Origin of the sequence: Campylobacter sp. (assembly GCF_020024835.1) — a bacterium.
Lineage (GTDB): Bacteria > Campylobacterota > Campylobacteria > Campylobacterales > Campylobacteraceae > Campylobacter_D.
Genome location: NZ_JAHHTD010000010.1, coordinates 1 through 25,984 on the forward strand (window position 1 = coordinate 1; position 25,984 = coordinate 25,984).

Sequence of the window (25,984 nt, forward strand, 5' to 3'; positions counted from 1 at the left end):
AACAAGATAAAGTTAATACTTTATCTTGTTTATATTGTATTTAAAAATCAAAATTGTAGATTAGAAAGGTTGTGTTATGATTGAATTTTTAAATGAGGATAGAGAGAAATTTAAAGAGTGTTTAATTAATTTTTTTAGAAATGCCTACAATGGCGATAAATTACTTCGCAAAGATGAAGAAGATAATTTTATTTTCTTAAAAAAATATGATTTTTTTGCTAAATTGAGTTATGGAAGGGGAAAAGTAGCTAAAATTCCTTGGATTATATTTATAAGAATGGATACGCAAGAATATAAAGCATCTTATGGCGTTTATGTATATTGTGGTATAAAGCGAGAAAGTGGAGAAATTTTTGTTCGTATTGGAGATAGCGAGGATGTAATAATTAACTATATTGCAAAAAATAAAGTTTATGAATACAATAGAAAATTCAATAATGTGGCTTTTAACTATCCAAATTTAAATAATGATATTGAAGCGATTATTGATAAAATCATAGAAAATATGCAATGGTTTAAAAATTTACCAATAAATGAAATTCAAGATAGAAATTATTTATCCAAAATCAACAATAAAGAAATAAGAAACGATGAAAATGAAAAAATTTACAAAGAGCAGTATTTTGAAAATGAAAAAGCACCAAGTGAAAATCAAAATCTACCTTTAAATCAAATTCTTTATGGGCCTCCAGGCACAGGAAAAACTTACCATACAATCGACAAAGCTTTAGAAATTTTAGGTGAAAATTTACAAACTAGAGATGAGAAAAAAGCAAAATTTAATGAATATGTAAAAAATGGGCAAATCATTTTTACTACTTTTCATCAAAGTTATGGATATGAGGAATTTATTGAAGGTATAAAGCCTGATTTTGATGATGAAAATTCTGAGCAAATAAAATACAAAATACAAGATGGAGTTTTTAAAAAGCTTTGTAATAAGGCTTTGGAAAACAAAGATAGTATGGAGAATTTTAAAAAATATATAGAAAAATTAAAAGAAGATGTTAGACAAAATGAAAATAATCCAGAAGAATATTTTAAATTACTAAATACAAAGTATCTTATTCAATACAAAGATGGAAAAACATTTAGAATTAAATTTAATGATATGAGTAAAAATCATAAAGATTACCCAGTAAGTATAGATAATATAGAAAAATTATATAAAACCTCTAATGTAGATGAAATACATAATATAGCATATGTTAAAGCGGTATTGAATTATTTAAAATCGCAAGGTTTGAAAGATTACCAAGAAAAAGATGAAAAAGTAAATTTACCTTACATAATCATCATAGATGAGATTAATCGTGGTAATGTAAGTAAGATTTTTGGTGAGCTTATAAGCTTGATTGAACCTAGCAAAAGAATAGGTGCTAAAGAGGAGTTAAAAATAACTTTGCCATATAGTGGCGAAAAATTTGGAGTGCCTAAAAATGTCTATATCATAGGCACTATGAATACAGCAGATAAAAGTATAACTTCACTTGATACAGCTTTAAGAAGACGTTTTGAATTTATTGAGATGATGCCAAAATGTGATGATTTAGATATAGATTGCGAAGGTGTTAATCTGCAAGAATTACTAAGAGCTATTAATACTCGCATAGAATACTTGCTAGATAGAGAAAAGACAATCGGACACGCATTTTTTATAGGTGTTAAAAATTTAAAAGATTTAAAATTTGTTTTTCAAAATAAAATAATCCCACTTTTGCAAGAGTATTTTTATGATGATTATGCTTTGATTGACGCAGTTTTAAATAAAAATGGTATGTTGGAAAAACAAGATATAAATAACAATTATTTGAAAAATATGAGAGAATTTATAGAAAGTGATAAGGTTATTTATAAATTTAGTGATAGCAAATTTTGGGATAAGACTACTTTTAAAAAAATATATGAATAATGAAAACAAATAATACCTTTTCTATCATTGAATACCAAGCTTTTTCTAAAGAAGATTTGCAAGATATTTTCAAAGAAAAAGCTAAAAGCTTTTATAAAGAGCTAGAAGATTTTGCAAAAAATAATGAAAGCCTTTTAGGCTTTAAAAATAAAAATACTTTAAAAGCTAAAAATTATGTAGGTATTATACAGACTAAAAGCGGGGTTTTAGAGATTTTACCAAAATGTGTGAATTTAAATAGCTATAAAGATAAAGAGCATAAATCATCTACTATCTCGAAAGAAAAATTGCTAAAAGCTTATGATTTAACTCAAATAAGCCAGGCTAAAGCTGATGAGAATTTTTATGGAGAGGATTTTAAGTTTGATCCCAAAGTTCTTTTGATTAATATGCTAAAAACCTTAAAAAATTCTCCATTTAAAAAATCTCAAATTTCATCTTTGCAAATTGCTAAAATGCCTTTATTTGAAGTATTTATCACTATGTTTTTAGATGAATTTGATATCGTGCATAAAAAGGGTTTGATGAGATTTTATGTAAATAGTAAAGAAAATAGAGTCTTTTTAAAAGGCAAATTGCTTTTTAACGAACATATTAAGCAAAATTTAATACACAAAGAAAGATTTTTTACAAATAGTGATGAATTTATTTTAGATATAGCACCAAATCGCTTAATAAAATCAACTCTAAATTTTTTAAAGTCTAAAACAAGTTTGAATAAATTTAAAATCATCAAAGCTATGCAAATGCTTGATGAGGTGGAATTTTCTACAAATTATGAGAGGGATTTTAGCTTTAAAATTTCAAGACATTTTAATTATTATGAAAATCTAATTTCTTGGTGTAAGATATTTTTACTCCATCATTCTTTCACGCCAACTCAAGGTAAAAAAGAAGCCTTTGCTTTGCTTTTTCCTATGCAAAAGCTTTTTGAAGATTATGTGGCTTATATGTTTAAACTTGCTAATCCAACTGAGTGTATTAAGACTCAAAGTAGTGGAAAATATTTAGTTTCAAAAAATGATGAAAATTGTTTTATGTTAAAACCTGATTTATGTATCAAGGATAAAATGATTTTAGATATCAAATGGAAAATTCCAGATGATAGTGAAGATGAAAAAAAGCACGGCATAGCTCAAAGTGATTTGTATCAAATGTTTGCTTATGCTTGTAAATTTAAAATTCATAATATAAAGCTTGTGTATCCGCTTTGTGAAAGAACGATGAAATTAAAAGAAAAAATCAAAAAGCCATTAGTATTTAATGCAAGTAAATATTTGTGGTTTGAATATGAAAAACGCTGTTTTAAAGATGATATAAAAGTGCAAGTATTTTTTGCACCTTTATCTTTTTAAAACAAGTAGTCTTGATCTAGTTTCCATTTTTGTGCAATGCTTTTGTTAAGTTTGTGGCAGTTTCTAAATATTTTATACATATAATCAACTTTACTTGTATCCCAATCAGATAAGTCTTGATTAAAATTAACGCAATTTTCAAACATAAAATCCATATTTTTTACTTTAGAAATATCCCAACTCGACAAATCCTGATTAAAATTTTCACAACCTTCAAACATTGAAGCCATGTTTTTTACATTTTGAACATCCCAATATTTTAATCCTTTAAAATCATTTCTTGTAGAATTTTTAAATAATTCACTCATGTCTGTAATAAAGCGGGTATCTATATATTTTAAATTAATTTCCTTTTCGATCAACTCTTTTAATTCATCTTTTGTTTTTGGGTGATAATTTTTTAGAGATAAAATTTTCGTGTAAATATAATATAAAAATACTATACCTATAAGAATTGCTCCGATTATTAATATAGCACCAATTATGAAAGAGAAAATAAGCATAGCAACACCGATATTATAGTATATTAAAAGTCCTATTCCTATGATTGCTCCAATTATGAGTGTTGAGATTAATATAATCAAAGTTAAACCTAGCCATAATTCCCAAAAAGCTAAGAGTAAAAGTATAAATATCATTATTCCTATGATAGTCCAAATCATATTGCTCCTAAATTAATTATATTAATTTATTATATTGATTTATTATATTGATTATTTACTGATAAGTGATTAATATATTTTGCTATATTTTTAAAAATAAAACGATAGAAGGTAATATGAATCACGAATTTTATATGAATTTAGCTATAGATGAAGCTTGGAAATATCAGTTTTTAACTTATCCAAATCCAGCTGTAGGTTGTGTAATCTTAGATAAAAACGGCAAAATTTTAAGCATACAAGCACACAAAGAAGCAGGTAAAGCCCACGCAGAGCTTAAAGCAGTAAGCAAAGCCTTAAAAATGCTTAATCCAAATTTAGATTTAGCAAAAAATGCAAATGATTTATATGAATTTATTTGTAAAAATCATCAAAATTTATTAAAAGGTGCTATTGCTTATGTGAGTTTAGAACCTTGTAATCATCAAGGCAAAACACCTCCGTGTGCAAAGCTTTTTAGCACACTTGGTTTTAGTGAAGTTTTTATCGCCACTAAAGATGAGCATAAACTTGCAAGTGGCGGTGCAGAATTTTTAAAAAATCAAGGCATAAAAGTGCAAATTGGAATTTGTGAAAAAAGAGCTAAGGAGCTTTTAAAACCTTTTTTAAAATGGCAAAAGTCAAGCTTTAAAATTTTTAAACTAGCTCTTTCTTTAAATGGTTCAGCTCTTGGAAAAATAGTCAGTTCTAAAGCTAGTAGAATTTATGCTCACACGCTACGCTCAAAGCTTGATTTACTCGTAATAGGCGGAGAGACTATAAGGTATGATAGGCCTATTTTAGACGCAAGGTTAGCAAATGCTAAAGCACCAAATGTATGTGTGTTAAGTCATAAAAAATTAGAAGAATTTGATAAAAATATACCTTTATTTAATGTGCCAAATAGGCAGATTTTTTCAAGTATCCCTAAAGAAGCTAAATTTATTATGTATGAAGGGGGAGGGAATTTTTTAGAAGCTTTTAAAGATGAAATGGATATGTTTTTAATTTTTTCAAATTCTAATTTCAATACCCTAGAAAGTATAAAACTTAATTTAAATTTAAAGCCTTTATATAAAGGCTTTTTAGAAAATGATACTTATGGAATTTATGAAAAAATTTAAATACCTTAATAAATTCTTTGTTCGTTGAGTTTTATAAAAATTTTTGTAAATACATTAGAAAAAAAGCTCGTGCTTTGTTCTTCTAGTCTTTTTATAAATTTATCAAAAGTATCTTCTTTTTGCCATATTGGATTTTGCACTTTTGAAATTTTTTCTAATTCTTTTTTAGCTTCTTCGTAATTTCCAACTTTATCTATAAGTTTTAATTTTAATGCTTCATTTGCTAAAAACACTTTAGCATCAGCCCATTGTTGAGTTTGATTTAAGTCTAAATTGCGATTTTTAGCCACAAAATTTGTAAAAAGCTTATAGCTTTGATCTGCTAAATTTTGCAAGAATTCTTTTTCTTGCTCGCTCCATTTTCTCATAAAAGTCCCTGCTTCTTTGTAACTTCCCACACTTATAGTTTGCTCGCTAATGCCTATTTTTTGAGCTAAATTACTTACATCAAATCCTTGCATTATCACACCAATAGAGCCCACAAAACTTGCTGGATTTGCAATTATTTTATTTGCACTTACTGCACTTAAATAACTTCCACTTGCTATGGTGCCACCTGCATATACAACTACAGGTTTTTTAGCCTTTAAATCTTTGATAGCTAAAGCTAGTTCCATACTTGGAGCAAAGGCTCCACCTGGACTATCTATGTAAAATAAAACACCTTTTATAGTTTTGTTATCTTTTAGTTTATATATTTGCTCTAAAAGATTATTTACATTAGTGATTTCACCTTTTAAATTGATTTGTGCTAAATTAGCGTCAGAGAGTTTTGCATTTTCTCCACTTGGAGATAAGACTAAAAACACTATAAATAAAAACACAAAGGTTTTAAAATATTGATTGATATAAGAAATAATTTTTCCTATACCTTTAAAAAATGACTTTATAATTTGCATTCTTTTCCTTCTATAAAGAGTTTTGAAACTTCTTTGCTTTGTAAGATAAATTGCAAAGGAAGTTGATTTAAATTTGCACTACTTGGCAAAGCAAAAACACTAAAATCAGCAATTTTATCTTTTTTTATTTCTCCTAAATTTAAATTTAGTGCTTTTGCAGCTTTATTAGTTGCCATTAAAATTAGTATTTTAGCAAAATTTTCTAACTCAAAATTATTATGAATGAGTAAATTTGCACGCATTTCATCTAGCATACTCAAAGAAGTGTTGGAGCTTAAGCCGTCTGTTCCAAGATGTATATTAATTTTATATTTTAAATTTTGCTTTAGTTTGAATGTTTTTTTACTTAAAAATTTATTTGACATAGCACAATGAGTAATAGAATGTAAATTTTTATCTAAAAGCTCAAATTCTTTTAAATATACGCAGTGAGTAAATAAAGTTCTTTGATTTTTAAAAAATTCTAAAAAACTTTTTGGAGTATAAAATGGCATAGGATTTTTAACAAATTTAGACAAACTTTTTTTAAATCCTCCTTTTTTAAACCTTAGCCAGTTGTTTTCATAATTACTTTCTAAAAAATGAGTGCTAATTAAATTATTATTTTCTTTTGCAAGTTGTATTGCAAATTTGATAAGTTCAGGGTGTGTAGAATAAGGTGAATGCACTGAGATAGCAGGTATAAATTTAGAATTTTTTTGTGCTAAACTTTTTTTATAGCGTTTTAAAAATTCTTCTTTTTTTTCTGGTATTAGCTCTTTATTAGATCCTAAAATTTCATTAAAAAATATGATTCTTGCTTGAGAATTAATACAAGGATTTAAATCACTTCCAAAACTTGAAATTTCGCCTATAGTAGCTGTGCCACTTTTTAACATTTTGTGTATATTTTGTAAAATCAATTTTTCTTTTGCTTGTTCGTTTAAAATAAAGCGATTGTTAAATACGCTATCAAGCCATTTTAAAAAATCTCCAAAGATTAAATTTCCATTGTTTGCACTATATTCTAAGTGTGTATGAGGATTGATAAATGCTGGCAAAAGTAAAGAATTTTCATCGATATTAATAACTTGTGCTTGCGGATAGTTTTTTTGTAATTTTTCTAAAGTGTCTATTTGTAAAATTTTTTCATTAAAAAGCAAAGCTTTATTTTGCAATACACTAAAATTATCATCACAAGTAAAAATTATTTTTGGAGCAATTATATACATACATCAACCTTTTTTAAAAGGGAAATTGTAGCTAAAATTTAGCTTTAAAATGCTATAATGTAGTAAATTTTGCTAAAACAAGGTTGGATAAATGAAAGTAATGGTTATACAAGGTCCAAATATTAATATGCTAGGAATTAGAGAAACGCATATTTATGGCAATATGAAAATGAATGATATTCACGAACAAATGGCTATGGCTGCTAAACAAGCAAATAATGAAATTGAATTTTTTCAAAGTAATTTTGAGGGCGAGTTGGTAGATAAAATTCAAGAATGTATGGGAAGTGTTGATGGAATCATCATCAATGCTGCAGCTTATTCTCACACTTCCATTGCAATACGTGATGCTATTGCAGCGATAAATTTACCAGTGATTGAAGTGCATATTAGCAACACTTACAGAAGGGAAGAATTTAGACAAAAAAGTATAATAGCTCCAGTTTGTGCAGGGAGTATAATAGGCTTTGGTCCTTTTGGTTATCATATGGCTTTAATGGGACTTTTTCAAATTTTTGATAGAATTAACACATACAAAGCAGCTCAAATTAATCAACAAGATCAAATGAACTCTTAATTTAAATAAGGAATGCTTAATATATTTTATCCATAAAAATGGAAAAATTAAGAGGGATTTGAAGCTTAATAAACTTGATATTTTAGAGTTAGATGTATCAAAAAAGGTGGTGGTATTATAATTTATATAAAAGGAGCTAGGAGTATAGAAAAAAATCGTTTTTTTCCTTTTTACACTAATTGGCAACGAAGAGGTAAGTATGTGGCTATTGTGGGTTTAGGAAGTAATATAAAAAATGAAAAAAATCGTTTTTTAGTTTTATTTAGAGTTTTAATGCGAGATAGGCGTTTGCAAGTTTTACAAACTTCTCCATTTTTGATTAATAAAGCCTTTGGTTTTGAAGAACAAAAAGATTTTACTAACGCTGTAATGGTGATAAGCACGAGTTTGCACGCAAGAGCACTTTTAAAAGTTTTGCTTTTTTATGAATTTAAATTTAAAAGAAAGAGAACTTTTAAAAATGCTCCTAGAACACTGGATTTGGATTTATTATATTTTTCAAAAAAAGTGAGAAAAGATGAGTATTGCGTAGTACCCCATAAGGGTGTAAATGATAGAATTAGCGTGATTTTGCCTTTGGGCTTGTTAAGATAAGGATTAAAATGGGACAATTAATTCACACCTTTACGGTTGAGAGCACTGATGAGATTATACCTAAGGTTAAGCAAGATTATGGAGATAAAGCTTTAATTGTAACTAATAAACAAATTCGTCCAAAAACGATAAATCAAAAACCATTATATGAAGTTATTGTTGCCATAGAAGAGCTTGATTATGAAGAACATTTAAAACAAAATAATAAACCAGTGCCACAAAAGAAAAAGCCAGATATTGCGAAATTTCCAGAAGCAAAAATTCAAACTCCTATATATGAAGAAGAAAAAGAAGAAGATGTAGTGCTTGATTTTTCTAAAAATATCAAACAAGAATCATCTAGCATACAAAAAAAAGGAAGGAAAGATGAGCATTTTTTAAATTTAAAAAATAAGCTTTCTCAAGTAAGTTCAGAAATTAGTAGAGTTTCTAATTACCAAGATTTTTCCGCTAAGAATGTGAATTATGATAAAAAAATAGAATCTTTTGAAAAACAAATGAGTAAATTAAATGACAAAATGAATTTACTTGTGGATATGATGTGGGATGATAAGGCAGATTTGCGTAAAGAGCTTGTTATACCACCTGAATTTGCTAGCATTTATAAAAAAGCTAAAGCAAGTGGTATGCAAGAATCCCACTTAGAAGCTATTATGAAAGCTACTATAGAAAATATGCCAAGCACTATGAAGGTTAATCAAGAAGCTGTGCAAAGATATTTTTACTCACTTTTAAGAAATATGTTTCCTTGTCGTTTAGAAAGTGAAATTAAAAAACAAAAGATTATGATGTTGGTTGGACCAACTGGTGTTGGCAAAACTACTACATTGGCTAAGCTTGCTTTTCGCTATGCTTATGGAGACAGACGTTATAAGACAGGTATTATTACGCTTGATACTTATAGAATTGGTGCTGTTGAGCAGCTTTTTCAATATGCAAAAATGATGAAATTGCCTATTATTGATAGTATTGATCCAACGGATTTAGATGATGCTATAAAAAGTTTAAATACTTGTGAGGTAATTTTAGTAGATACTACGGGAAATTCACAATATGATCAAGCAAAACTTGAAAAAACTAAGGAATTTTTATCACATTCTAATGCACAAATTGATGTAAATTTAGTTCTTTCTGCAAATACTAAATATGAAGATTTGTTAGAAACTTATAATAATTTTTCATTTTTAAATATAGATACTTTAATTATTACTAAATTTGATGAAACTAAAGTTTTTGGTAATGTATTTTCTTTGCTTTATGAAACAAGCACTCCGATGAGTTTTTTTTCCATAGGGCAAGAGGTGCCTGATGATATTGAAATAGCAAATAGCGACTTTTTAGTTCGTTGTGTTTTAGAGGGTTTTAAAAAGGATGAAAATGAGTAATCAAGCAGAAAAATTAAAAAACCTTGTAAAAGATGAGAAAGCTAGTGTAAAACAAACCCATTTTATCGCTGTAACTAGCGGTAAAGGTGGTGTTGGAAAAAGCACTTTTAGTGCAAATTTAGGTAATGTTTTAGCTAAAAATGGCTATAAAGTAGGACTTTTTGATGCAGATATAGGGCTTGCGAATTTAGATGTGATTCTTAATGTTCGAGTAGAAAAAAATCTTTTGCACGTTTTAAAGGGCGAATGTTCTTTAGAGGATATTTTGATAGAAGTTAAGACAAATTTATGGTTAATACCTGGTGAAAGTGGTGATGAAATTTTAAAATATAATGATAAAAATATTTATGAGAGATTTTTAAATCAAACTAGTATTTTAGATGATTTAGATTTTTTGATTATCGATACTGGTGCAGGAATTGGTGGCAATATAGGCAATTTTTTAGAAATGTCAGATGAGGTTATAGTAGTTACCGTTCCTGATCCTGCTGCAATTACCGATGCTTATGCTACTATTAAAACTACTTCAAAAACTAAAGAGAATTTGTTGATGATTTTTAATGTAGTTAAAAATGAAAATGAAGCTTTAAGAATTTTTGATAATATTAAAAAGGTTGCAGATATTAATATAAAACATAATCTTGATTTAGAATTTTTAGGTTTTTTAACTCAAAGTAAAGATATTAGTTCAAGTATTAAAAAACGAACTTTATTTAGTGATGATGATACTAATGCAAGCGATGAGCTTAAAACTATAGCCTCCAAGCTTTTATATAGGTTGGAACAAAAAGTGCTTAATAATGTTGGCGATAGAAGTATAATGAGTTTTTTTAAGAAGCTTTTGGATCGTTTTTAAATTGAAGGAAAATTATGAGACCAGAAAATTTTGTAGCTTTTTTTACAGTTTGTGGTTTTTTTATAGGTTTAATGTTTACTATAGTTAATATTGATAGTGCTGTAGAAATAGTAGTTTATACTTGTTTAATTACTTTTGTTTTTTATGTTTTAATTCATATTGTTATAATGATTTTTGTGGATATTCATAAAATCAGTGGTAGGCATTTTAATAAAGAAAAATATGAAACAGAAAATAATAGATTTATTACAGAATTAGCTTCTAGAGAAAAGAAAATGGAATATTTACTTGAAAAACTTCAAGAAGAAAGAGAAGATCTTAAAAAACTTGAAACATCTAATAAGAAAAGAAGTGCAAGACATGCAGCCGCATAATGCTTATGTTTCCACTTTAAAAAAAGAGCAAGATGATTTAGTTATTTCTTATATGCCTGCTTTAAAGGCTATGGCATTTAGACTTAAAGAACGTTTGCCAGCAAGTATTGATGTTAATGATTTAATTAGCATAGGCGTTGAGGAAATGATAAAGCTTTCACGTCGTTATGATAAAGAGCAAAATGATAATTTTTGGGGTTTTGCTAGAAAAAGAGTTAATGGTGCTATGCTTGATTATTTAAGAAGTCTTGATGTGATGAGTAGAAGCAACAGAAAAATCATCAAGGATATCGATGTAATTATTGATGAATTTTATCAAGAAAATGAAAAAGAACCAGATGATGAGTATTTAGCACAAAGACTAAATTTAGAAGTTGAAAAAGTCAAAGAAGCAAGAGCTGCACATGCGATTTCTCTTGTTATGCCTTTAGATGATCAGTTAAATTGTTTTAATGATAGCAATATCATAGAGCAAATTGAAAAAGAAGAATTAATAGAAAAAATCAACGTAGTTTTAGAGGAATTTAAAGAAAGAGAAAGGCTTGTGATACAGCTTTATTACTATGAGGAGTTAAATTTAAAAGAAATAGCTGAAATATTAGAAATTAGCGAATCTAGAATTTCTCAAATTCACAAACGTTTATTAAAGAAAATTCGTGAAAGGTTAGCTTAAATGGCTGAAATACTTTCTCAAGAGGAAATTGATGCTTTATTAGAAGTTGTTGATGATGATAGTGATGATAGTGCTACTCCTTCTAAAATCGAAGAATTAGAAGATAAAAGAGATATAGTTGTATATGATTTTAAGCGTCCTAATAGAGTCTCCAAAGAACAACTTCGTTCTATTAAAGGTATTCATGATAAATTAGCAAGAAATCTTGCTTCGCAAATTTCTTCTATGATGAGAAGTATAGTTGAGATTAAACTGCATTCTGTAGATCAAATGACTTATGGTGAATTTTTGATGTCTTTGCCAAGCCCTACTAGTTTTAATGTTTTTTCTATTAAACCTCTTGATGGAAATTGTGTTTTAGAGATTAATCCAAGTATCGCTTTCCCTATGATAGATAGACTTTTAGGTGGGCAAGGTGATAGTTTTGATACCTTAAGAGAGCTTACGGAAATAGAGCTTAATTTGCTTGATTCTATTTTGCGTATTATAATGCAAAGATTAAAAGAAAGTTGGATGAATGTAACTGAAATTTATCCAAGTGTTGAAGCTAAAGAATCAAGCCCTAATGTTGTCCAAATTGTTTCTCAAAATGAGATTGTTATTATGGTCGTTATGGAGATTATTATAGGTAATTCAAGCGGTATGGTTAATATATGTTATCCGGTAGTGCATTTAGAGAGTGTATTAAGTCGTTTAGCAAATCGTGATATTATGATGGGTGAGACATCAGCGAAAAAATCAAGAAATAAAGAGTTAAAAACTTTAATTGGACGTGCTGAAGTTATTTATGAAGCAATGCTTGGTAAAACTTTTGTAAGTGTTAATGAATTTTTAGAACTTAAACAAGGAGATATTTTAAAACTTGATAGAACAGCTGATGATAAGGCCGTAGTTTCTATAGATAAAAAAGATGTATTTTTAGCTCAAGTAGGACTTCATAGATTTAGAAAATCAATTAAAATATTAGAATTGATTAAAACTGATAAAGATGAGATTAAAGAAATACTTGAAAAATATGAAGATGAAAGAAGAGCAAAAGCAAATTCTTATGATGGCAACGATGATTTAGAAGAGGAAGAAGATGATTAATGATTTTTTAAGTATATTTGTAAATGAGTGTATAAGCACTATAGAAGGTTTAACAGGTAAAAGTGCTGGATTTAGTGAGTATTATGAATATGATGTAAATTCTCAAGACTCTATGACCCCTCCATTAGTAAGTGCTACTTTTATAGTAAATAATGATATGAAAATTAAAATTTTATCTAGTGCTGTTTTGATGAGTGCTATTGGTGAATGGATGATGGGTGAAGAGGAGATTTCTAAAAATAGTAAATTAAACGATGATGAAATGGACGCAGCAAAAGAAGCATTGCAAAATGTTATTTCAGCATTTTCTACAACCTTAGGTGCCCAAAAAGAAATCCCTAAAATGGAATTTAATTTAGAAAGTTGTGAGTTTGTTGCCGATAATTTAGAGCTTGAAGGCTTTTATAAATTGTATTTTTATAATGTAAAAATTGCTGATTTAGAGGAAAAAATTTCCTTAGTATTTGATGAAAAAATTTATAAAATTTTAACTAAAACTGATTTAGAAGAAGCAGTAGAAACCTCATCAAATTCCACAGATAATACACAAGAGCATAGAATTTTAGCCAATGTTGAGGAGTTAAAAAATATTGGTCTTATTATGGATGTGCGTTTGCCTATAAGGGTGCGTATAGGTAGTAAAAAAATGCTTTTAAAAGACGTTTTGACTATGGATATAGGTTCTGTTATAGAGCTTGATCAGCTTGCTAATGATCCTTTAGAAATTTTAATAGGCGATAAAAGAATTGCATATGGTGAAGTTGTGATTGTAGATGGAAATTTTGGAGTTCAAATTACTGAAATTGGATCTAAAAAGGAAAGATTAGAACAATTAAGATGATAAAAAAAATCATTGATGATGTTAAATATTTAGAAAAACTGGACTCAATTCACAATTGTGTAACTTTTTTTGGTTCAGCAAGATTAAAACAAGACAACGAATATTGTGTGTTTGCTTCAAATTTAGCTAAAAAATTAGCTAATTTAGGGTATTGTATTGTAAGTGGTGGAGGAGCAGGGATAATGCAAGCTTCTAATTATGGAGCTATGCAAAGTAAAAATTCGCATTTAAAATCAATAGGATTTAATATACATTTACCATTTGAACAAAAAGCAAATAGTTTTTTAGAGTATAATATCACTTTTAAGAGCTTAGCCATTCGCAAAATGGCTCTTATTCAAAAGAGTTTTGCTTTTGTGATTTTCCCAGGCGGCTTTGGAACATTAGATGAATTTTTTGAAATTCTTACGCTTAAACAACTTAATATAAAAAATGTTCCTATTATTTTAGTTGGGCAAAAATTTTGGCATACTCTTGATGAATTTATCAAAACTTCTTTACTAGAACTTCAAACTATATCTAAAAATGATGAGTTAAAGTATAGTATAAGTGATGATTTAGATGAAATTATAAGAATAATAAAGGAAAATGATGAAAATTCTTGTTGCGATGAGCGGAGGTGTAGATAGCACTATTACTGCTTATAAATTAAAACAAGCTGGCTATGAGGTTATAGGGTGTTATATGAAACTTCACGGAAAGCCAAATTATCACGAAGAAAATATACGAAAAGTTGAGAAAGTTGCTAAATTTTTAGGTATAAAGTATCATATTTTAGATTTACAAGAAGATTTTAAAGATCAAGTTTATATGCCTTTTGTTAATACATACAAAGAAGGTAAAACTCCAAATCCTTGTGCTTTATGCAATCGTTTTATTAAACTTGGAAAGCTTTTAGAATTTGCTAAGAATTTAGGTTGTCAAAAGCTTGCTACAGGACATTATGCTAGGATAGAAAATAATTTAATTAAATGTGCTTTTGATGAGAGCAAAGATCAAAGTTATTTTTTAGCTAATGCAGATAAAGAAGCGCTAAAATATTTGATTTTTCCACTTGGCAATATGAAAAAAGAAGATGTTAAAAAGTTTGCTTCTACAATCGAAGTTTTAAAATCATTTGCTACACAAAAGGAAAGTTCTGAAATTTGTTTTGTAGAAGATACTTATATTGGTGTGCTAAATCAATTTATGGATACAAAAATTCCTGGTATTGTTAGAAATAGCAAGGGCGAAGAAATAGGTCAGCACGATGGTTATATGCACTATACTATAGGAAAAAGAAGAGGTTTTAAAGTGCGTGGTGCGCACGAGCCTCATTTTGTTTTAAAGATTGATCCGCAAAAAAATGAAATTATAGTGGGTAAAAAAGAAGAGCTTAAAATAAGTGAATTTAGTTTAGATAGTATTAATTTGTTTGTTGATATGAAAGAGTTAGATTGTGAAGTAAAAATACGCTATAGATCAAAATCAACTCCGTGTAAAGTTTTGATTAATGAGGATAAAAGTGCTAAGATTACCTTGCAAGAGCCTGTTTATGGACTAGCTAGCGGGCAAATGGCAGTTTTTTATGATAAAGATTTAGTGTTAGCTAGTGGCTTTATTAAATAGTTTATTCTAGCAATTCAATTAAAGGGGTTTTTAAACTTTTTGAAATTTTATATAAGTGTTCTAAATTAAAATGCTTGCCGTATCGATTACATTCGCAATTTGAATAAAACGCTACTGATTTAATGCCAATATCTAAAGCCAATTCTAATTGCGAAATTCCTTTATTTTCTCTTATTTTTCTTATATTTGATGATATTTTTTTATAAAAATTTAAAATTTCTTCATTACTTGCATTACTAAAGTTTTCTTCCATTAAATTTATCCTATAGGATTAATATGAAATTAAACTTTACAAAGATATAATTTTTTTAAAAATATCCTATAGGATAAATTAAAGAGGTAATAATATGATAAAGAAAATTATCAGTAATGGTAGAAAGAGAATTTTTGACACTATTAATACAAAAGAAGTGAATATAAAATATCTTAAAAGTAATGAAATTTGTATCACGCTAATAAATATAGAAAATAAGGAGTTTAATAATTTTAGATTTAAATGTTTAGAAAATTTTAAAGATGATATTTATAAATTTCTTACAGAAGAAACACGAGAAAATTTAGTGGAAATAAAAAATTCTATTGCTCAATTTAGCTATCAAGAAAATTTAATATTAAAGGTTAGTCAATGAAAAAAATTATAATATTATGTATTTTAATAAGTGTTGTTTTTAGCTCTAATAATTATGATACTAAAGAACAAGAATATCAACAACTTATTCAAGCTTATAATAATACTATGGATAATTATATGAGAAGTTTAACTTCTAATGAATATCAAGGAACTTATACTACTGGATTTGGTAGTGCTTTTGTTTGTGGTATTATAAATTTTATACAAAGTGTGGCTAATATGTTTTATTTTGGTGATAATCCTAAAGGGTGGAATTTTGATAGATACTTTAAAGATGATTATAGACCTCATTATTATCTTGAAGGTGGGGTTGGAACTGATTGGGATAAATTCTCTTTTGTGGGAGCATTAGAGTATTTAGTATATAAATTAGCTTTTTTGCTTATGATACTTATGATATATTTAGTATATAAATTATTGTTAAAATTACAAGTTAAAGATAGTGATTGATATATTGCTTTAAATTTTTATAAAAATTACCTCTTTAATGTTGATTAATTTAAGAGGTAAAATAAAATTCTGTTAAAATATCTCCATAATGCTTATATCAAACCATAAAAGATTAAATTTAAGCAAGATTCCATAAATTACCGCACTAAGTAATCCTGCAAAGATTCCTGCTAAAACATCATCTAGCATTACACCTAAGCCACCTTTGACTTTTTTATCGATTTTTCCTATGATGGAAGGTTTAGTGATATCAAAAAATCTAAATAAAATAAAAGAAAGTAAAAAAGTAAAGACACTTTGCCCACAAATTGCTAAAGCTAAAAATACGCCAACAACTTCATCTATTACAATGTGTTTATCATCGTGCTTGCCAGTTTTATTTTCATAATTATCAATAATTTTTATTGAGATTAGAAAAAGTAAAACTGCCAATAAAATTAAAGTTTCTATACCAAAATAACGTAAAATAAAAAATGCAGGAATTAACGCTGCTATTGTTCCAAAAGTCCCTGGAGCTTTGTTGATACTCCCTGAATAAAAAAAAGTTAAAAATAGTTTTTGCATAATTACACCATATAAGACATTTGATAAAGTTTTATTAGTTGCTCATAAAATTCTTTATCGTTTCTATATTCTAAAATTCCATGTGTTGGGAATAAATTACTATAAATATTTTGTTTATTATGGAAGCGATTTGGAAAAAGCTCTGATAAAATCAAAGCAGAAATCTCTCTTCTTATAAAAACTGCTGGTGGAATAATACCAAGTCTAAGTAGCTTTTTCAAAGAATCTCCGTGATATTTCATATGATGATGTGCTCCATGAGGGCACGATTTAGCACTAACTATCATTTTACATTCATCACAAAATACAAATTCAGGAAGTATGGTGATTTCTATATTATAATCTTTTGCAAAATCATCAAGTATTGTAAAAGCTCTATTGTGATTAAAAAACATTCCAAGTCCAGCGTGATTTTGTCCTACAAAGACTTTATTGCAATTAAAACTTTTTGCTAAAGCACATTCTAAAATAGGATTTAAATGAGAAGCAAAAATTTTTATATTATGCAAAGGTATGAGTAAAACTCTTGAAGAAGGTAAATAATTTTGTGCAAATACATCAAAACAGCGTTTTTTAAGATTTAAACTTAAACCATTGTTTTCATAAGATTCTATTAAAAAGATAACAACCAAGTCAGATTGTTCTATAGACCATCTTAAAATTCTTTCGTGAGCCCTATGAAAAGGATCAAAACTTGAAACTATTGCAGTGATATTGGAAGGATTAAGTTTTTCTTTAATTTTTTGAAAATCTTTTTTGATTGTTTTAATACGATTTTGATAAATTTCTATTTCTCCGCTAATGCAAATTTCTCTAAAATCCTTTATCGAGCAAGTGTTAGGTTTAAAAATATCATTAGTATTTTTATCATTTTTAAATTTACTTTCAAATATGATATGTCCTACTATTTGATCATTGCAAATAAATTCTAATTTTTCTTTTTCTTTTGCATTTTCTATAACTTTTTTATTTTCATTACTTGGAGCAAAAGTTAATGCATAAGGAATTTTGTGCTGATTAATCATACCAGTTTTTAAAAATTCATTTCTTTGTTTTTCATTCATTAGTTTTGTAAATGAACCAAAAATTCCTTCTTTTATAAAACATAAAATTTCATATTCTTCTTCTGAAATGATAATGCTATTTTTTCTTGCTAATGCCATATTTTTTCCTTTTTTCCCACAAAGACTTTCTTGAAATTCCTAATTTTTTAGATAAATCTGTATCAGGAAATACATTTTGATAGCTTAGTATAATATGCTTAACATAATCATCTATAGTTAAAATTCCGTTATTTTCAAAGCCTTTTTCTTCATCTATAAGTTCTAAAATTTGAAAATTTGTGTTTTCTATATTGGTATTTGTGTGAATGATAACAGATTTTTTAGTCGCTAAATTTAATATCTTTTCTTTTTCCAAAGGCTTTAAACTTTGAAAATTCGTAAGATAATACACATTGTTATTTTTTAACATTTTGTCTAAATTTTGAGGATGAGAAAGATTTATATATATACTTGCAATATTATTTTGCCTAGAATAGTTAAATACAAAACAATCTGCATAAATTTGATTATTTGCTTTTAAAATTAATGGTAGTTTCATCTTTTTATAGTTAAAGTTGGCTAGTTTAATGGTTTCAAATTTATGTTTTAAATAAGATTCATAAGCAGAATTTAAAATTTCCATTTTTTTAAAATCTTGAAAATGTTTTATTTTACGTGTTAGCTCTTCTATCATAAAAGGTTTTTGTATATAATCGCTCGCACCTGCTTTAAGTGGTGATAAAACCGTGTCTGAACTTATGTATGAAATCAACAAAATGATAATTTTATGTTTAAACGTTTCTACTATGTATTCAAAATTTGCTATGCTAGTAGAAAGCAATATGATTTCGTATTCAGAATTTGTTAATTCATTGGTACTTGTGATGATATCACAAGTATAGCCTATGGAATTTAACTTTGAGCCTATACTTTGTGCTAAATAAAATTCATTTTCAACAATTAATACTTTCATTATTTTATCCAATCATAATATTTTAAATTCACGCTTGTTAAAACTGCTATTCCTTCTTTTCTTCCTATAAAACCTAAATTTTCTGTTGTAGTAGCTTTTATATTGATTTTATTAGGTGTAATTTTTAAAGATTTGGCAATATTGAAAATAATTTTATCTTTAAAATCTTTCATTTTTGGTGTTTGAGCTATTATAGTAATATCAGCATTAACAAGCTCAAATCCATAATTTTGTATTAAGTTATAACTATGTTGTAGTAAATGTATAGAATTTGCATTTTTGTATTGCTTATCATCATCTGGGAAAAGCTCTCCTATATCTCCAAGTCCTGCTGCTCCTAAAAGTGCATCGATTAAAGAATGTGTTAAAACATCTCCATCAGAATGAGCCTTAAGTCCCATATCATGATGAATTTGTATGCCACCTAAAATTAAAGGCCTTTTTTCTCCAAATTCATGGACATCAAAGCCATTTCCACTAAGAATATCTTGAGAAGGTTTTGGTAAATTTATATTTTTTAAATCTTCTTTATAAGTGATTTTTTTTGCTATTTCATCACCTTGTATATACCAGATTTTCCCTCCAATAGCTTGTATAGCAGTGCTATCATCTGTAAAATCTATGCTTTTTTCTAATGCCTTTTTTAGCATAATAGTTTTAGAAAGTTGAGGAGTTTGTATGAGTTTAATCTTTTCTCTTTCTATGACACTTTGTCCATAAATAGTAGTATCAGCTACTTTTAAAACAGGACTAATACAATCAGCCTTATCATAATTTTCTATTAAATTATTAAGTAGATTATTGCTAATTAAAACTCTAGCTACGTCGCTAACTAAAACATATTCGCTTTGAATTAAATTTAAAGCATTAAGCAGGGATTGGGCTCTTGTTTTGCCACCTTTAACAAAATTATATTCAGGAGCAAATTTTTTCATATAAGAAATATTACTAGAAGTAACAATTATCTGTTTAAAAGGATAAAAAGAGCTAATATTTTTTGTAGCATATAGCCATAAAGGCAAATCACCTAGTCTTAAAAATTGCTTTTTTACGGGAAGATTAAATCTTGAGGAATCTCCAGCAGATAGCATAATCAAGGAAATATCTAACATTTGTTACACCTTAATTTTTATAAATGTTACAATATTATACATAATAAAAGCCAAAATTAATATTTATGCTAGTAGAATTATTTTTTTAACATAATCAAGAAAGGAGACGAATGTGAAAGAAAAAATTAAAGAAAGATTAAAACAAGTTATATATCCGGGATTTAAAAAAGATATTGTAAGTTTTGATTTTGTAAAAAAAATAGAAGTTGATGATAAAAAAGCTAATATCGTTGTTGAAATTGTATCAGCTAATATACAAGTAGCACAGGAATTAAAACTTAATATTGAAAATGTTTTAAAAGATTTGAATTTAGAGCTTAATTTAGAGTTGATTCAACCACAAATTCCTGAAGAAAAAAGCAACTCAAGAAGTGGAAAAAATATTGCACCGCAAATTAAGAATTTTCTTATGATTTCAAGTGGTAAGGGAGGAGTTGGAAAGAGCACTACTACTTTAAATTTAGCGATTTCTTTGGCAAAAATGGGAAAAAAAGTCGGGCTTTTAGATGCTGATATTTATGGACCTAATATACCAAGAATGCTAGGTGAAAGTAAAAATAAGCCTGAGATAGTAGGTCAAAAAATTCGTCCTATTTTATCTCATGGTATTTATATGATGAGTATGGGTGTGCTTATAGAAGAAGGAAAAGGTCTTATGTGGCGTGGTTCTATGATAATGAAAGCTATAGAGCAATTATTAGTTGATGTGCTTTGGCCAGAACTTGATATTTTATTGCTTGATATGCCTCCAGGCACTGGTGATGCACAAATTACTTTGGCACAAAGTGTGCCAGTTAGTGCAGGCGTGTGTGTGAGTACTCCACAAATTGTTTCCTTAGATGATAGTAAAAGGGCTCTTGATATGTTTGAAAAACTTCATATTCCAATAGCAGGAATTGTGGAAAATATGAGCGGATTTTTATGTCCTGATAATGGCAAAGAATATGATATTTTTGGGAAAGGAACTACTGAAGAGATAGCAAAATTGTATAAATGCGATATCTTAACTCAAATTCCTATTGAGATGAATATAAGAGAAGGTGGAGACGAAGGAAAACCTGTGAGTTTTTATCTCCCAGAAAGTATAAGTTCAAAAAGATATTTACAAGCTTCAGAAAAAATTTGGAATTTTATAGAAAAAGTAAATCAAGAGGGCAAAGTAGGTAATTTAGCAATACAGCCAATAACAAATGGCAAGAGTGCTTGTTCGCAATAAGGAGATAAAATGGCTATTGAAAGTAAAGAGGAATTTTTAAATTTAGTTAAACAAATTGAACAAAGATTAAACTATAAAAAGCCTAAGGCTTTTGGTATAGCAAGACTTGATCTTAGTCAAATAGACGCAAGTAAAAAAATGCAAGCTTCTTTTGCTTTAGTAAATTATGAGCAAAATTATGCATCAGCGGCTATTATGTTTGAAGCATTTTTTAGGAGAGGTGTTGAAATTAATTTTAATGAGAGCGAATTTGTAGGCACTTTAATTAAGGAAGATTTAGATTTTGCATTGGAATGTTTTACACCATTTTTAAAAGAGCAAGGTCATAAAAATATTGATGTTATTAGAGCAGTTTTAGAAAATTTTAGAGAAAATGAATTTGTTTTTGTTTGTATGTTTGAAGATGATAATCCAAAAACATTAGAAAGTGTATATTTAAAATTATATTTGCTTTCTAGTAAAAAAGTTGAGCTTAGAAGTTTAAATTTAAATGGTGCTTTTGGGCTTTTACCAAATGTCGCTTGGAGCGATAATCGTCCTATAGATTTAGATTTTTTAAGAGATAATGAAATTGATCTTAAAATGAGTAAAAGATATCCTAAAATTGATTATGTGGATAAATTTCCAAGATTTTTAGCTCATATTATCCCTGAAGATAATACTAGAATTTTAGAAAGCTCAAAAGTTAGAATGGGTGCTGCATTAGCTTCTGGCACAACAATTATGCCAGGAGCTGCTTATGTTAATTTTAATGCAGGAACTACTGGTGCTTGTATGGTAGAGGGGCGTATTAGCTCTTCAGCTGTTGTGGGTGAGGGTAGTGATGTTGGCGGTGGTGCGTCTATACTTGGAGTATTAAGTGGTACTAGTGGGAATGCTATTAGTATAGGTAAAGCTTGCCTTTTAGGTGCAAATTCAGTTACTGGAATTCCTTTAGGAGATAATTGTATTGTAGATGCTGGTATAGCTGTATTAGAAGGGACTAAATTTGTGCTTAAAAATAAAGAAGAGTTGCAAAAAATTAATCCTAATTTTAAATTTGATAAAGATATGTATAAAGGTTTAGAATTAGCCAATTTAAATGGACTTCATTTTAGACAAGATTCCATCACAGGTGCGATGATAGTAGCTTTAAATAAAAAGGTAATTAAATTAAATGAAGATTTGCATTAAGCAGGAATAATCCTGCTTAATTACATTGAACAAGTATTTTGTATAGTTGAATTTAACATCCAAAGCATTTTTTCATATTTTGCTATATTTTCTTGAGCAAAAGCAATTGTTGTAGTGTCATTAGCTTTTTCAGATACTTCATTTAGTTTTTTAAATTCAGATAAAAGATATTTATAGTCTTCTCTTATAAATTCTAATACCTCAACTGGAGTGAAGCATTCTTTTTGAATCTTTGGAGCTTTAGCATTTTCTAATAATTTATTTGGACACACTATAGCTTTTTCTTCAAGTTGTAAAACTCTTTCAGCACAATCATCAAATAATTTAGCCATTTCCTCATAAGCTTTTTCTGTATATTCATGAATTGAAAAAAACTGAAGTCCTTTGACATTCCAGTGATAATTATGAAATTTAATCCATAAACTATGAGCATCTGCTTGTAATTGTAGTAATTGTTTTGTAACTGACATATTATCTCCTTTTTTTATTTTGAAAAATTATAACATAAATTTATTAAAAAATAATAATTATTATTTAATAAAAATACATCACAAATTTATCTATCTCATTATACTATCTTTTTGTGATGATAATGTAAATTTATTTACTAAGCATATTTTTTAAAATGAGCTTGCCTACTTCTACCCCTGGTTGATTGTAAGTATTAATACCAAGCATAATTCCACAAGCTGAGGTAAATAACTCATAATAATACATTAAATATCCACAATGCCAAGCATCTAAGGTCTCAAGTTCTATCATATCAACACTTAAATTTTCAGCAATTAAAGCTTGTGCTGTTGCATTGCATTGAGTATTTAAAAGATCGTGTAAATTTATTTCATTTGTAAAATCACAATTTTGCAGATGATTAAAACTTATATTTGGAATCACGGGGGAATTATGGTTATTTTTAATTTTTAAAAAGGTTATAGTTTTATCTTTAGGTCCATCCATAATAAGCTGTAAAAAACTATGCTGATCTCTAGCTCCAATTAAAGCAATAGGAGTTAATCCAACACGCTTATAGCCTTGCTTTTTACCTAAACTTTCGGCTATGAGTTGAACATACCATTCATTAAAAGCCTTAAATGTATCTCCATAAGCAAAAAGGACATTAATATGAGCATTTTTATGTGTGCAATAATGATAAGCTTTTTGTAAAATAGTTGTGTCTTTTTTTTCAAAAAAATCAACAAAACAAGCCTTTGCACCCTTTAACAAAGCATTGGTATCATAATCACAAAAACTCAAAGGCACTATACCAACAGCAGATAAAATACTAAATCTGCCTCCAACATTTTCTGGTATAAAAAAGCATTTTATATTTAGTTCATTTGCTAGTTTGTGAAGTTTAGAATTTAAATCTGTAATAAAAATAAAATACTTATGCAAGTCTTGATGCTTAAAATTAAAATACGCTATAATGAGTTTAAATAGAGAGATTACTTCTATCGTGGTGCCTGATTTACTTGCAATAACAAATAACGTTTCTTCTGGTTTTAGTTTTTGCATTGTGTGTATAAAAGTGTGCGAAGAAGTGTTATCAATAATAAAAAGTTTTTTATTTGGATTAGGATTTAATAAAAGTTCTTTTAAGGCTTTAACTCCACAACTTGATCCACCCATACCTACTAAAACGATATTTTTTATATGAGATTTTTTTGCCATAAAGTCTTTACTTTCTTGGATTAAATCAAAACTTGTATCTACTAGATGATAATACCCTATGTCGCCATTTTTGAGCTCATCATTCATTCTATTAGCATAAGCGGTAATTTTTGATAAATCTTGTGTTTGAAAGTATAAGGTATTTTTTAGCATTTATTTTTCTCATAAAAATAATTTGTTGCTTGAATAAAACCTTCGACGCTACCACAATCAAATCTTTTGCCTTTAAATTTATAAGCTAATACCATATTATTAGTTGCTTGAGATAATAAAGCATCTGTTAGTTGAATTTCACCATTTTTACCAGCTTTTGTATTTTCTAAAATTCCAAAAATATCTGGAGTTAAAATGTATCTTCCTATGATAGCTAAATTGCTTGGAGCGTCTTTTATATCAGGTTTTTCTATCATAGAATTTACCATAATTAAATCCTCTTCGACGCTATTGCCAGCGATTATTCCATAATTTGATACTTGTTCGCTTTCTACTTCCATAACAGCAATAATAGAGCAACGATATTTTTCATAAATTTTTACCATTTGTGCCATAACATTGATTCCATCTTCATTTACACACAAATCATCTGCTAAAATTACTCCAAATGCTTCATCTTGCACGAGAGGCTTTGCTTTTAATACAGCATCTCCTAAGCCTTTCATTTCATTTTGTCTTGTAAAAGTAAAAGTGCATCGGTTGATTAAAGTTCTAATTTCGCTTAAAAGGTATTCTTTTTTGGTATTTGCGATTTGGTGTTCAAGTTCATAAGAGATATCAAAATAATCTTCTAAAGCCCTTTTTCCTCTACCTGTTACAAATCCCATAGTTTCCATACCAGCTTCTAAAGCCTCATCTACCCCATAGTGTATTAATGGTTTTGTTAAAATAGGTAACATTTCTTTAGGTAGAGTTTTAGTAGCAGGTAAAAATCTTGTCCCATATCCAGCTGCTGGAAATACACACGTTTGGAGCATAAGTTATTCCTTAAATTCTTAATAAGTTGGTTTAATTATAATTTCGTTTTATTATATCTAAATTTAAGGTAAAAATGAAAACTATTGATCAAATTTATCAAGCTAAAATAGAAGTAAAAAAGTCTATTTTTTTAGCTTTTTTATGTCCATATAAAGACTTTAAAAATTTATTAAAAGAGCTTAAAAGTGAGCATTTAAAAGCGGTGCATTTTGTTTATGCTTATAGATATTTAAATGACTTTAAACAGATAGTTGAAGACAAAAGCGATGATGGTGAGCCTAAAGGAAGTTCTGCTATGCCTTGTTTAAATGTTTTAAGGGGAGCTTTTCTTGTTGATTGTGCAGTAATAGTCATAAGGTATTTTGGTGGCATTAAGCTTGGTGTAGGAGGATTAGTTAGAGCTTATAGTGAAGCTACTAATTTTGTAATATTAAATGCGAAACTTTTAGAATTCGAATTAAAACAAACTTTAAATTTATGCATTCCTTTTGCGGTTTATTCTAGGTTTGAATATTTTTTAAATAAAAATAATATTAATTTTGAAAAAAAATTTACAGAGTGTGTTGAGTTAAAAATTTATGTTAATGAAAAAGAAGAAAAAGACTTTAAAAATTTTGCAAAAGAATTTGAAATTGTAAATTTTACATAAAAGTAAGCTAAAAGCCTACTTTTTTATAGTGAATTTAAAAGATCTTTTACCATATCTTTTGAATCATTTTCATTTGCTAAATGTGTTTCTTTAGGTATCTCATTGTGTTGATTTCTAAAACGATAGTTATAAATATTTGACATATTAAAACTATAAATTCCATCGCTAAATTGATTTTGGCTTGTGGCTTTAGAAAAAAAATCATCAAATTTGGCGTCTTGATTATTAAGATTTTCATCAATATTTTGATTAAGTAAAGATACAAAATCTTCATCAGTATCTTGAGTATTTTTATATACACTTTGACTATAAGCGTATTCTTTTATCGATAGATTATCGTTAATTTGCATATTGTCTCCTTTCATAAATATTATGAAACAACAAGCAAAAA

At 27.7% G+C, this 25,984-nt stretch carries 30 protein-coding genes; 18 read left to right on the forward strand and 12 right to left on the reverse strand.

The genetic code is table 11. The annotated features are described in order from the left end of the window. Positions 1–76: 76 nt before the first annotated feature. Both QZ429_RS02900 and QZ429_RS02905 read left to right on the forward strand, forming a co-directional pair. Positions 77–1,912, forward strand: a complete 1,836-nt coding sequence (locus tag QZ429_RS02900; protein WP_291950812.1) for an AAA family ATPase — start codon at positions 77–79, stop codon at positions 1,910–1,912. Beyond that, the gene (locus QZ429_RS02905) at positions 1,912–3,267 is read left to right on the forward strand and encodes a restriction endonuclease (RefSeq protein ID WP_291950816.1); all 1,356 of its coding nucleotides are present in this window, start codon (positions 1,912–1,914) and stop codon (positions 3,265–3,267) included. The genes QZ429_RS02900 and QZ429_RS02905 overlap by 1 nt, the downstream gene beginning before the upstream one ends. Here QZ429_RS02905 and QZ429_RS02910 read toward each other — a convergent pair. Further along, positions 3,264–3,929 carry a BspA family leucine-rich repeat surface protein gene (locus QZ429_RS02910; protein ID WP_291950819.1) on the reverse strand — a complete coding sequence of 222 codons (666 nt, stop codon included), beginning with the start codon at positions 3,927–3,929 and terminating at the stop codon, positions 3,264–3,266. The genes QZ429_RS02905 and QZ429_RS02910 overlap by 4 nt on opposite strands. Before the next feature lie 116 nt (positions 3,930–4,045). Between QZ429_RS02910 and ribD the strand changes: the two genes are divergently transcribed. Further along, positions 4,046–5,032 (forward strand): bifunctional diaminohydroxyphosphoribosylaminopyrimidine deaminase/5-amino-6-(5-phosphoribosylamino)uracil reductase RibD, encoded by a 987-nt coding sequence (gene ribD, locus QZ429_RS02915; protein WP_291950820.1) that lies wholly within the window; start codon positions 4,046–4,048, stop codon positions 5,030–5,032. A gap of 5 nt (positions 5,033–5,037) precedes the next feature. Here ribD and sppA read toward each other — a convergent pair whose 3' ends face one another. Continuing rightward, on the reverse strand, positions 5,038–5,931 hold the full coding sequence (sppA, locus tag QZ429_RS02920; protein WP_291950822.1) for a signal peptide peptidase SppA: 894 nt from the start codon (positions 5,929–5,931) through the stop codon (positions 5,038–5,040). Next, complete coding sequence (locus QZ429_RS02925; protein WP_291950825.1) at positions 5,919–7,142, reverse strand: metal-dependent hydrolase; 1,224 nt, start codon at positions 7,140–7,142, stop codon at positions 5,919–5,921. Before QZ429_RS02925 ends, sppA begins: the two co-directional genes overlap by 13 nt. A gap of 91 nt (positions 7,143–7,233) precedes the next feature. Between QZ429_RS02925 and aroQ the strand changes: the two genes are divergently transcribed. The 10 genes from aroQ to mnmA all read left to right on the forward strand — a co-directional run bounded on the left by aroQ (position 7,234) and on the right by mnmA (position 15,139). Then, the gene (aroQ, locus tag QZ429_RS02930; RefSeq protein ID WP_291950827.1) at positions 7,234–7,719 is read left to right on the forward strand and encodes a type II 3-dehydroquinate dehydratase; all 486 of its coding nucleotides are present in this window, start codon (positions 7,234–7,236) and stop codon (positions 7,717–7,719) included. A 117-nt stretch (positions 7,720–7,836) separates the two neighbouring features. After that, positions 7,837–8,313 (forward strand): 2-amino-4-hydroxy-6-hydroxymethyldihydropteridine diphosphokinase, encoded by a 477-nt coding sequence (gene folK, locus QZ429_RS02935; RefSeq protein ID WP_291950919.1) that lies wholly within the window; start codon positions 7,837–7,839, stop codon positions 8,311–8,313. An 8-nt stretch (positions 8,314–8,321) separates the two neighbouring features. After that, positions 8,322–9,698, forward strand: coding sequence for a flagellar biosynthesis protein FlhF (gene flhF / locus QZ429_RS02940; RefSeq protein ID WP_291950829.1), 1,377 nt, complete (start codon positions 8,322–8,324; stop codon positions 9,696–9,698). Further along, entirely contained in the window at positions 9,691–10,554 is an 864-nt protein-coding gene (gene flhG / locus QZ429_RS02945) for a flagella biosynthesis ATPase FlhG (RefSeq protein WP_291950831.1), read from the forward strand. Before flhF ends, flhG begins: the two co-directional genes overlap by 8 nt. A 14-nt stretch (positions 10,555–10,568) precedes the next feature. Next, a complete protein-coding gene (locus QZ429_RS02950; protein ID WP_291950834.1) occupies positions 10,569–10,928 on the forward strand; it encodes a hypothetical protein in 360 nt (119 codons plus the stop codon). Then, positions 10,915–11,601 (forward strand): RNA polymerase sigma factor FliA, encoded by a 687-nt coding sequence (locus QZ429_RS02955; protein ID WP_291950836.1) that lies wholly within the window; start codon positions 10,915–10,917, stop codon positions 11,599–11,601. The genes QZ429_RS02950 and QZ429_RS02955 overlap by 14 nt, the downstream gene beginning before the upstream one ends. After that, positions 11,602–12,690 carry a flagellar motor switch protein FliM gene (gene fliM / locus QZ429_RS02960; protein ID WP_291950839.1) on the forward strand — a complete coding sequence of 363 codons (1,089 nt, stop codon included), beginning with the start codon at positions 11,602–11,604 and terminating at the stop codon, positions 12,688–12,690. Continuing rightward, positions 12,683–13,531 carry a flagellar motor switch protein FliY gene (gene fliY / locus QZ429_RS02965; RefSeq protein WP_291950842.1) on the forward strand — a complete coding sequence of 283 codons (849 nt, stop codon included), beginning with the start codon at positions 12,683–12,685 and terminating at the stop codon, positions 13,529–13,531. The genes fliM and fliY overlap by 8 nt, the downstream gene beginning before the upstream one ends. Continuing rightward, positions 13,528–14,160, forward strand: a complete 633-nt coding sequence (locus QZ429_RS02970) for a TIGR00730 family Rossman fold protein (RefSeq protein ID WP_291950845.1) — start codon at positions 13,528–13,530, stop codon at positions 14,158–14,160. The genes fliY and QZ429_RS02970 overlap by 4 nt, the downstream gene beginning before the upstream one ends. After that, entirely contained in the window at positions 14,123–15,139 is a 1,017-nt protein-coding gene (gene mnmA / locus QZ429_RS02975) for a tRNA 2-thiouridine(34) synthase MnmA (protein WP_291950848.1), read from the forward strand. Before QZ429_RS02970 ends, mnmA begins: the two co-directional genes overlap by 38 nt. A gap of 1 nt (position 15,140) precedes the next feature. Here the strand turns inward: mnmA and QZ429_RS02980 are convergent, their stop codons facing one another. Next, entirely contained in the window at positions 15,141–15,392 is a 252-nt protein-coding gene (locus QZ429_RS02980; protein ID WP_291950850.1) for a helix-turn-helix transcriptional regulator, read from the reverse strand. Between the two features lie 94 nt (positions 15,393–15,486). On the opposite strand from QZ429_RS02980, the gene QZ429_RS02985 reads away from it, so the two are divergent. Together QZ429_RS02985 and QZ429_RS02990 are read left to right on the forward strand one after the other, a co-directional pair. After that, positions 15,487–15,768, forward strand: a complete 282-nt coding sequence (locus QZ429_RS02985) for a hypothetical protein (protein ID WP_291950853.1) — start codon at positions 15,487–15,489, stop codon at positions 15,766–15,768. Continuing rightward, complete coding sequence (locus tag QZ429_RS02990) at positions 15,765–16,220, forward strand: hypothetical protein (protein WP_291950856.1); 456 nt, start codon at positions 15,765–15,767, stop codon at positions 16,218–16,220. The genes QZ429_RS02985 and QZ429_RS02990 overlap by 4 nt, the downstream gene beginning before the upstream one ends. A gap of 72 nt (positions 16,221–16,292) precedes the next feature. On the opposite strand, the gene QZ429_RS02995 is transcribed toward QZ429_RS02990, so the two are convergent. Genes QZ429_RS02995 through QZ429_RS03010 form a run of 4 tightly spaced genes read right to left on the reverse strand, consistent with a single transcriptional unit; the run spans position 16,293 to position 19,912 of the window. Next, on the reverse strand, positions 16,293–16,784 hold the full coding sequence (locus QZ429_RS02995; protein WP_291950859.1) for a phosphatidylglycerophosphatase A: 492 nt from the start codon (positions 16,782–16,784) through the stop codon (positions 16,293–16,295). Between the two features lie 2 nt (positions 16,785–16,786). After that, entirely contained in the window at positions 16,787–17,947 is a 1,161-nt protein-coding gene (locus QZ429_RS03000) for a sulfate adenylyltransferase (RefSeq protein ID WP_291950862.1), read from the reverse strand. After that, positions 17,925–18,800: a hypothetical protein gene (locus tag QZ429_RS03005; protein WP_291950864.1), complete on the reverse strand. Its 876-nt coding sequence runs from the start codon at positions 18,798–18,800 to the stop codon at positions 17,925–17,927. The genes QZ429_RS03000 and QZ429_RS03005 overlap by 23 nt, the downstream gene beginning before the upstream one ends. Continuing rightward, positions 18,800–19,912 (reverse strand): bifunctional 2-C-methyl-D-erythritol 4-phosphate cytidylyltransferase/2-C-methyl-D-erythritol 2,4-cyclodiphosphate synthase, encoded by a 1,113-nt coding sequence (locus tag QZ429_RS03010; protein ID WP_291950867.1) that lies wholly within the window; start codon positions 19,910–19,912, stop codon positions 18,800–18,802. The genes QZ429_RS03005 and QZ429_RS03010 overlap by 1 nt, the downstream gene beginning before the upstream one ends. 112 nt (positions 19,913–20,024) lie before the next feature. Between QZ429_RS03010 and QZ429_RS03015 the strand changes: the two genes are divergently transcribed. Then, positions 20,025–21,128, forward strand: a complete 1,104-nt coding sequence (locus tag QZ429_RS03015; RefSeq protein ID WP_291950870.1) for an Mrp/NBP35 family ATP-binding protein — start codon at positions 20,025–20,027, stop codon at positions 21,126–21,128. 9 nt (positions 21,129–21,137) lie between these two features. Further along, the gene (locus QZ429_RS03020) at positions 21,138–22,301 is read left to right on the forward strand and encodes a tetrahydrodipicolinate N-succinyltransferase N-terminal domain-containing protein (RefSeq protein ID WP_291950873.1); all 1,164 of its coding nucleotides are present in this window, start codon (positions 21,138–21,140) and stop codon (positions 22,299–22,301) included. 20 nt (positions 22,302–22,321) lie between these two features. On the opposite strand, the gene QZ429_RS03025 is transcribed toward QZ429_RS03020, so the two are convergent. The 3 genes from QZ429_RS03025 to galU all read right to left on the reverse strand — a co-directional run bounded on the left by QZ429_RS03025 (position 22,322) and on the right by galU (position 24,943). Then, positions 22,322–22,771, reverse strand: coding sequence for a Dps family protein (locus tag QZ429_RS03025; RefSeq protein WP_291950875.1), 450 nt, complete (start codon positions 22,769–22,771; stop codon positions 22,322–22,324). A gap of 130 nt (positions 22,772–22,901) precedes the next feature. Then, positions 22,902–24,125, reverse strand: a complete 1,224-nt coding sequence (locus QZ429_RS03030) for a glucose-6-phosphate isomerase (RefSeq protein WP_291950878.1) — start codon at positions 24,123–24,125, stop codon at positions 22,902–22,904. Continuing rightward, complete coding sequence (gene galU, locus QZ429_RS03035) at positions 24,119–24,943, reverse strand: UTP--glucose-1-phosphate uridylyltransferase GalU (RefSeq protein ID WP_291950881.1); 825 nt, start codon at positions 24,941–24,943, stop codon at positions 24,119–24,121. The genes QZ429_RS03030 and galU overlap by 7 nt, the downstream gene beginning before the upstream one ends. Positions 24,944–25,017: 74 nt before the next feature. On the opposite strand from galU, the gene QZ429_RS03040 reads away from it, so the two are divergent. Continuing rightward, a complete protein-coding gene (locus tag QZ429_RS03040; protein ID WP_291950884.1) occupies positions 25,018–25,593 on the forward strand; it encodes a YigZ family protein in 576 nt (191 codons plus the stop codon). 23 nt (positions 25,594–25,616) lie between these two features. Here the strand turns inward: QZ429_RS03040 and QZ429_RS03045 are convergent, their stop codons facing one another. Then, positions 25,617–25,943: a hypothetical protein gene (locus QZ429_RS03045; RefSeq protein WP_291950887.1), complete on the reverse strand. Its 327-nt coding sequence runs from the start codon at positions 25,941–25,943 to the stop codon at positions 25,617–25,619. Positions 25,944–25,984: the final 41 nt, after the last annotated feature.